Consider the following 7896-nt stretch of genomic DNA (forward strand, 5'->3'; position numbering starts at 1 on the left):
GACGCCGAGCGGGCCGCGCTCGCCGCGATGCTGCGCGGCGTCCTCGCCACCCCCATCGACCGGGAGGACCTCTACCGGCTCTCCCGCTCCGTCGACGACGTCCTGGACAACCTCCGCGACTTCGTCCGCGAGGCCGACATGTTCGGGCCGCCCGAACTCGGCTTCGCCGTCCCGCCGCTGGACGCGGTGCTGGAGGGGCTGACCGCCCTCGACGCCGCCGTCCGGAAGGTCCTCGCCGAGCCCGCCGCGGTCACCATCGCGGCGCTGGGCGCGCGCAAGGCCGGCAACCGCGTCCGGGAGAACCGGCAGGCCGCGCTCGCGCTGCTGTTCGCCGGCCCGCTCGACATCGACGTCCTGCGCAGGCGGGAGCTGCTCGACCGGCTGGACGCGGTCGGGCGGCGCCTCGGCGAGGCCGCCGACGCGCTCTCGGACGCGATGCTCAAACGCAGTCACTGACCACTCTCACCCACCCCCCAAACGCCGCAGGCCGGGCCGTCGGCGGACGCAAGGAGAGAACCCACCATGATCCGCACCACCATCCCGAGCGGGCACCGGGCACGAGCGGCCGCCGCCGTGCTCGCCGCGCTCGCCACCGCGGCGCTCGGCGCCTGCGCGCCGTCCACCGGCGGCGAGGCGGCGGCGGACAAGCCGCTGCCGAGCGCGACCGTCGAGGACGCCGCGTCCTTCGACCTCGACGCGCTCATCGCCGCCGCGAAGAAGGAGGGCAGCGTGCTCGCCTACGACGGCAGCGGCGACGTCAAGGACATGGCGGCGGCGTTCGAGAAGAAGTACGGGATCAAGGCCGAGGGCGTGAAGTCCAAGGCCGCCGCCACCGCCGAGAAGATGACCCGGGAGGCGCAGGCCAAGAACGTCACCATCGACGTCAGCCTGTTCGAGGACGGCCCGATGCTCGTCGGGCAGCTCCTCCCGCAGCAGATCGTCAAGACGTGGATCCCGCCGGACCTCGCGAAGAACATCGACGAGAAGAACCGGAACCCGCTGATGATGATCTCCAAGGCGTACGTGTTCGCCTACAACCCCAAGCTCAACCCCGGCGGCTGCCCGGTGAAGAACATGTGGGAGCTCACCGAGCCGCAGTGGAAGGGCAAGGTGATGATGCAGGACCCGCTGGGCAAGGAGGTCTTCACCCAGTGGTTCACGCAGATGTCGGAGCAGGGCTCGGACAAGCTCGCCGCCGCCTACGAGCAGCTAGGCAAGGGCAAGCTCAAGATGGACGAGAAGGACGCCGCGCACGAGTGGGTGAAGCGGCTGGCGAAGAACGACCCGGTCCTCACCAGCGAGGACGAGGACGTCGCGACCGCCGTCGGCGCGCCCAACCAGACCCGCACCACGATCGGGCTGTTCTCCATCGCCAAGTTCCGCGACCTGGAGGACAAGAAGTTCAACATGAAGGTCTGCGAGGGCATGGCCCCGTGGACCGGCTTCGCCTACCCGAAGTTCGCCACGATCGCGACCGGCTCCAAGCACCCGAACGCCGCCAAGCTGTTCGTCCACTTCGCGATGGAGAAGGAGGGCTTCGACCTTGAGGCCCACTCCGGCGGCGTGTCCGGCAACAACGCGGTCGGCGTCAGCCCGCACAACCCGCCCGGGCTCACCGACTGGAACAAGCAGCTGTACTGGTTCTCCTCGGACCAGCTGATCGCCGACTTCCGCGCCCGCCAGGACATCAAGGACTTCTGGCGCGTCAACCACTCCTGATCCGCGACTCCCGGCGGGCCGCGGCCGCGGCCCGCCGGGCTCCATCCCCCGGAGGAACCTTCCATGGCGGTCGCCGCCCCCGCACGGCCGGCGTCACGCGGCCGGCGCGTGCTGTACCGGGCACGCGTGCTCCTGCGTGACCCCACCGTGCTGCTCGGCCTCGCGCTGAGCGCCGTCCTGCTCTACCTCGTCATCGCCCCGCTCGTGTCGGTCATCTCGGACGCGGCCCGCGTCCAGTACGGCGACGAGGCCCGCTCCGGCCAGGAGTACGGCTCGTGGACGGGCTACTACCTGTGGCGGGTGTTCCGCTCGCCCGTCAGCAAGCTGCTGTTCTGGGAACCGCTGCTCCACACCGTCACGGTCGCCGTCGGCGTCATCGTGTTCGCCCTCGTCGTGGGCGGCTCCATGGCGTGGCTCGTGACCCGCACCAACGTCCCCGGGCGCAAGTTCCTCGCCGGCGCGCTGGTCGTGCCGTACATGCTGCCGTCCTGGACGTTCGCGCTGGCGTGGCTGTCGCTGTTCAAGAACGAGCGCTCCGGCGGCCAGGTCGGCTACCTCCAGGGCGCCGGGATCCACACCCCCGACTGGCTCGCCTACGGGCCGCTGCCCATCATCGTCACGCTCGGGCTGCACTACTACCCGTTCGTCCTGCTGCTGTTCGGCAACGCGCTGCGCCGCATCGACTCGCAGCTGGAGGACTCGGCGCGCATCCTCGGCGCCGGCGGCCGGACGGTCGTGCGCCGCATCACGCTGCCGCTGATGCTGCCCGCGCTGTCGTCGGCGGTGCTGCTCGTCCTCGGCCGCGTCCTCGGCACGTTCGGCACCCCGTACATCCTCGGGCTGCCCAGCGACTACAACGTCCTGTCCACCGGCCTCTACCACGCCATCCGGGACCGCAGCACCGGCGTCGCGTCCACGCTCGCCGGCGTCATCGTGCTGATCGGCGTGCTCGTCGTGGTCGTCGACACCCGGCTCGTCCGGGAGCAGCGCCGGTTCGTCACGGTCGGCGGCAAGGGCGCCATGGACCGCCGCAGCGACCTGCGCCGCTGGCGCTGGCCCGCCTTCGGCCTCGGCATGGGCGTCTTCGCGGCGAGCGTCATCGTGCCCGTCCTGACGCTGCTGCTGTCGACGGTCACCAAGACGCCGGGCGTCTTCAGCGCCGACAACTTCACGCTCAAGTACTGGTTCGGCGCCGACCTCGAAGGCGCGGTCGGGTTCCCGCACGGCGTGCTGCGCGGCACCGAGCTGTGGGAGGCGGCGTGGAACAGCCTCCGCATCGTCGGGCTCGCCGCGCTCGTCTGCGGCTTCGTCGGGCTGCTCATCGGCTACGTCGTGGTGCGCGGCGCGGGCAGCCGGGTGTCGGCGTTCCTGCGGCAGGTGTCGTTCCTGCCCTACCTGGTGCCCGGCATCGCGTTCGCCGCCGCCTCGCTGTCGCTGTTCGCCGTCCAGCGCGGCCCGATCCCGGCGCTGTACGGGACGATCACGCTGCTCATCCTGGTGATGGTGGTGACGCACCTGCCGTACTCGTCCCGGTCCGGGATAGCGGCGATGATGCAGCTCGGCCGGGAACCGGAGGAGGCCGCGCAGATCAGCGGCGCCCGCTGGGGGACGCGGATGACGCGGATCATCATGCCGATCCAGCGGGGTGCGCTCGTCACCGGCGTGGTGCTGCCGTTCATCTCCGGGCTGAAGGAGCTCAGCATCGTCATCATGCTGACCACGGCCGGGACGCAGCTGCTGACGACGCTGTCCATCGGGCTCGTGGAGTACGGCTACACCCAGCTCGCCAACGGCGTCGTGCTCATCATCGCCCTTCTCTCGTTCACCATGACCTACCTGGCCCAGCGGCTCACCAAGAGCAGCCTGGCCTCGGGCATCGGAGGTTGATCAATGCCGGCCATCACCCTCAGCGGAGTGGTCAAGACCTACCCCGGCGGGACGCGCCCGGCGGTGCGGGACCTGGACCTCACCATCCCGGACGGCTCGTTCACCTGCCTGCTCGGCCCGTCCGGCTGCGGCAAGACGACCACCCTGCGCATGATCGCCGGGCTGGAGCAGCCGACCCGCGGCGAGATCGCCGTCGGGGAGCGGGTACTGGACTCGGTGGAACGCGGAGTCTACGTCCCCCCGGAGAAGCGCGACATGGGCCTGGTCTTCCAGAACTACGCGCTCTGGCCGCACCTCACCGTCCGCGGCAACACCGAGTTCGGGCTGCGGATGCGCAAGGTCCCCGCCGACAAGCGCAAGGCCCGCGCCAAGGAGGCGCTGGAGAAGGTGCACGTCGCCGACTGCATGGACCGGTACCCGTCCCAGCTGTCGGGCGGCCAGCAGCAGCGCGTCGCGCTCGCCCGCATGCTCGCCGTCGACCCCGACGTCCTGCTGCTGGACGAGCCGCTCTCCAACCTGGACGCGCGGCTGCGCCTGGAGATGCGCACCGAGCTGAAGCGCATCCACGACGAGACGGGTGCGACCGTCGTGTTCGTCACGCATGATCAGATGGAGGCCATGACGATGGCCACGCACATCGCGGTCATGTCGGAGGGAGAGCTGCAGCAGGTGGCGCCGCCGATGGAGATGTACGAGCGGCCGGGCAACCGGTTCGTCGCCGAGTTCGTGGGCAGCCCGCCGATGAACATCGTCGACACGGGGGACCCGGCGCCCGACGGGCTCGCCGCGTCGCTGCTGCGGTACGTGGAGAAGCGCGCCGTGGGGACGCCGGGCTGCGTGGGCGTCCGGCCGGAGGCGCTGAAGCTGGCGCACTCGCCGGACGACGTGCCGGACACGGTCTGGTCGGACGAGGCCGTCGTCGAGGCCGTCCTGCCGACCGGGTCGAGCTGGACCGTGCAGCTGCGCGTCCTCGACACCGAGATGTTCGCCGTCACCCACGAGGACCCGGAGGCCGCGCCCGGCGACCGGCTCCGCTGCTGGGCGCGGCCCCGGCGGCTGCACCTGTTCGCCGAGGACGGCGTCCGGATGGGCGCCTGGGACGACGCCGCCGCGCCCGTCGGAAAGGCGGTCTCGTGAACGCACCGCTGCGCAGGCCGCGGGCGCTGCTGCTGGACTTCGGCGGCGTGCTGGTCGAGACGTCCAGGCGGGAGGGCTGGACGGCCGTCGTCGCGAAGGAGGTGCACGAGGCGCTCGCCCGCGCCGGCTGCCACGAGCTCGACGCCGCCGCCGTCGAGACCGACCTCAAAGCGGGCGTGGCGGCCGACAGGTGCTGGAAGGACGCCATGTCCCGCCCGTACGCGCCGCCCGAGATGACGCACGCCGCGTTCTGGGGCGACTACGTGGCCGCCGACTGGCCCGCGTCCGCCCGGCAGCTCGTCGTCGCGCACGCGACCCCGCTGTGCAAGCGGATGGGGGAGCTGCGGCAGGACCGCCGCACCCGCCCCGGCATCCCCGAGCTGCTGGACGCCGCGGCCGAGTCCGGCATCCCGTGCGGGGTCGTCAGCAACTCGCTGTCGGGCGCCGTTCACCGCGACTACACAGCGGCGACGGGTCTGGCGGAGAAACTGGCCCTGGAGGTCTACAGCGACGAGGTCGGCGTCCGCAAACCCAACCCGGAGATGATCTGGATCGCGACCCGCGCGCTCGGCGTCGAGCCGGCGGACGCGTGGTACGTCGGGGACAACTTCGACCGGGACGTGGTGTGCGGGCACCGCGCGGGCGTCGGCGGCAACATCCTCATGGTCGCCAAGGGCACCTACGACGTCCCGTACGAGGTCCGGAACCGCCCGGACGCCGTCGTCGAGGACGGGCACGGACTGCTCGAACTGCTCACCAACGCCACAGAAGGAGACGCATGAACGTCGATGTCCCCGCCTCGCGGGAACTGGCCGGAATCGCCGAGCTCGCCGCTCGCGCCACGGGGGACCGGCTGCGGACGGCGTTCCGGTCGCGTCCCGAGGTCGACACCAAGCGCGACATGCACGACCCCGTCACCGAGCACGACCGCGCGGCGGAGGAGACCATCCGCGAGGTGCTCGCCAAGGAGACGCCGGGCAGCATCGTCGTCGGCGAGGAGGGCGGCGCGCAGGGGGCCGACGGCGACCTCCGCTGGTACGTCGACCCCATCGACGGCACCGCCAACTTCGCGGTCGGCCTGCCGTTCTTCTGCGTGTCCATCGGCGCCGTCGCCGGCGGCGAGGTCGTCGCGGGCGCCGTGTACGACCCGGTGCGGGACGAGATGTTCAGCGCGTCCCTCGCCGGCGCGACCTGCAACGGGACGCGCATCGAGAGCAAGGGCGCCTCCCGCGACGCGACGGCGGTCGTCGCCACGTCCTACCCGAACGCCCGCGAGCTGGACGCGGACCGCGACGGCGCGCTGCGCCGCTTCGGCCAGATGGTCGACGCGTTCGCCACGCTGCGCCGCCCCGGCAGCGCCGCGCTCACCCTCGCGCACGTCGCCGCCGGCTGGACCGACGTGGCCTACGACCCGTCCATCAACGCCTGGGACGTCACCGCGGCGCTGCTGCTCGTCCGGCAGGCCGGCGGGACGTACCTGCCGCTCGGCGGGAAGCCCGGCGCCCCCGACCACGAGGCCCCCGGCTACCTGGCCTACGTCGGCGGCTTCGACCTCGGCAACTCCGTTATGCGCGCAGTGGCGGGCGCATGAGCACCACCGGCGTCCGCACGGTCGACTGGATCGTCACCGACCTGGACGGCACCCTCGTCGGCCGCGACAAGGAGATCGTCGAACCGAGCCTCGCCGCGCTGCGCCGCTTCATGGACGCGGGCGGCACCGTCGTCATCGCGACCGGCCGCAGTGAGGCCGCCGCGCTCCCGTACTACCGGGCGCTCGGCCTCACCACCCCCGCGATCCTCTACAACGGGGCGCGCGTGGTCGACCTGAGCACCGGCGCCGTCGTGTACCGGCGGTGCCTGGGCGTGGCCGCGTGGGCGAAGCTGACGATGGTGTTCGACTCCCTCCCCGAGGGCGTGTGGCCGGTGGCGTTCAGCGGCGGCCGTGCCCACGTGGTGTCCGATTCGCCCGCACTGCGGGAGTACGCCGACCGGGACGGCATCACGCTCACCCGCATCGAGGCGTGGGGCGACCTGCCGTTCGACGACATCGTCAAGGTCATGATGATCTGCGACCGGCCCGAGCTGATGGACCCCGCCGAGGAGACGCTGTCGGTGAACGCCCCGGACGTCACCCTCGTCCGGTCGGAGAGCACCTACCTGGAGGCGCTCCCGGCGGGCGCGACGAAGGGCGCCGCGCTGCGCGAGCTGGCCGCCGCCCGCGGCGTGGCGCTCACCGAGATCGCGGCGATCGGCGACAACCCGAACGACCTCGACATGATCCAGGCCGCCGGCCTGGGCGCCGCGGTCGGTGACGGCGCCGAAACGGTGCGCACCGCCGCCGACATCGTGGTCGCCCCCTGCGCGGACGGCGCGGTCGCCGACCTGGTCGCCCGCGTCCTGCCATGATCCTGACCGTCATCGGCTGTGCCGGATCGGTCCCGGGGCCGGACGCCGCGTGCTCCTGCTACCTGCTGGAGCACGACGGCTTCCGGCTCCTGCTGGACGCCGGCACGGGCGCGCTCGGCCCCCTGCAGCGCTTCGCCGACCCCCGCGCGATCGACGCCGCGGTCATCAGCCACGGCCACCGCGACCACTGCGCGGACCTCGTCCCCCTCGCCTACATCCGGCACCACCGCGGCCCGTCCCCCCGGCTCCCGGTGATCGCCCCGGCCGAGGAGACCGCACCGCCCGGCTACGAGTACGCCTTCGACTGGCGCGCCCCGGCCCTCTGCACGCTGGGCCCGTTCACGATCGAGACGGCCCCGGTCCGCCACTCGGTGCCCGCACTGGCCGTCCGCGTGACGGCCGGCGGCCGCACCCTCACCTACTCCGGCGACACCGGCGAATGCTCCGAACTCCTGGAGTCGGCCCGCGACGCCGACATCTTCCTCTGCGAAGCGGCGGCGTCCGTCCAGACCCCCGGCGCCGCCGAAACCCACCTCACCCCGGCCCAAGCAGGCGACGTGGCGAAACAGGCCGCCGCCGGCCACCTCGTCCTCACCCATCTACGCCCCTGGGCCGACACAGCGGCGGCCCTGAACGAAGCCCGCCAGTCCTACGACGGCCCGATCACCCTCGCCACCCCCGGCCTCCGCCTCATCGCCTAATGGGAGCTACCGGGTCGGCCGCCGCTGGCAGACTCGGTGCCTGGTA

General features: G+C 72.2%; 8 protein-coding genes. All 8 read left to right on the plus strand.

The annotated features are described in order from the left end of the window. Nucleotides 1–456 (plus strand): DUF47 domain-containing protein (locus tag ACIWVC_RS33480; RefSeq protein WP_396455078.1); only part of this gene is annotated, 456 nt, incomplete at its 5' end. 66 nt (nucleotides 457–522) lie between these two features. After that, on the plus strand, nucleotides 523–1719 hold the full coding sequence (locus tag ACIWVC_RS33485) for an ABC transporter substrate-binding protein (RefSeq protein ID WP_396453127.1): 1197 nt from the start codon (nucleotides 523–525) through the stop codon (nucleotides 1717–1719). 126 nt (nucleotides 1720–1845) lie between these two features. Beyond that, complete coding sequence (locus ACIWVC_RS33490; RefSeq protein ID WP_396455079.1) at nucleotides 1846–3606, plus strand: ABC transporter permease; 1761 nt, start codon at nucleotides 1846–1848, stop codon at nucleotides 3604–3606. 3 nt (nucleotides 3607–3609) lie between these two features. Beyond that, nucleotides 3610–4743 (plus strand): ABC transporter ATP-binding protein, encoded by a 1134-nt coding sequence (locus tag ACIWVC_RS33495; RefSeq protein ID WP_396453151.1) that lies wholly within the window; start codon nucleotides 3610–3612, stop codon nucleotides 4741–4743. After that, nucleotides 4740–5525 carry an HAD family hydrolase gene (locus tag ACIWVC_RS33500; protein ID WP_396453149.1) on the plus strand — a complete coding sequence of 262 codons (786 nt, stop codon included), beginning with the start codon at nucleotides 4740–4742 and terminating at the stop codon, nucleotides 5523–5525. Before ACIWVC_RS33495 ends, ACIWVC_RS33500 begins: the two co-directional genes overlap by 4 nt. After that, nucleotides 5522–6334: an inositol monophosphatase family protein gene (locus ACIWVC_RS33505; protein WP_396453147.1), complete on the plus strand. Its 813-nt coding sequence runs from the start codon at nucleotides 5522–5524 to the stop codon at nucleotides 6332–6334. The genes ACIWVC_RS33500 and ACIWVC_RS33505 overlap by 4 nt, the downstream gene beginning before the upstream one ends. After that, nucleotides 6331–7149, plus strand: a complete 819-nt coding sequence (locus tag ACIWVC_RS33510; protein WP_396453145.1) for a Cof-type HAD-IIB family hydrolase — start codon at nucleotides 6331–6333, stop codon at nucleotides 7147–7149. Before ACIWVC_RS33505 ends, ACIWVC_RS33510 begins: the two co-directional genes overlap by 4 nt. Beyond that, on the plus strand, nucleotides 7146–7850 hold the full coding sequence (locus ACIWVC_RS33515) for an MBL fold metallo-hydrolase (protein WP_396455080.1): 705 nt from the start codon (nucleotides 7146–7148) through the stop codon (nucleotides 7848–7850). Before ACIWVC_RS33510 ends, ACIWVC_RS33515 begins: the two co-directional genes overlap by 4 nt. The last annotated feature ends 46 nt before the right edge of the window (nucleotides 7851–7896 follow it).

This window comes from Actinomadura sp., assembly GCF_044508335.1.
Lineage (GTDB): Bacteria > Actinomycetota > Actinomycetes > Streptosporangiales > Streptosporangiaceae > Spirillospora.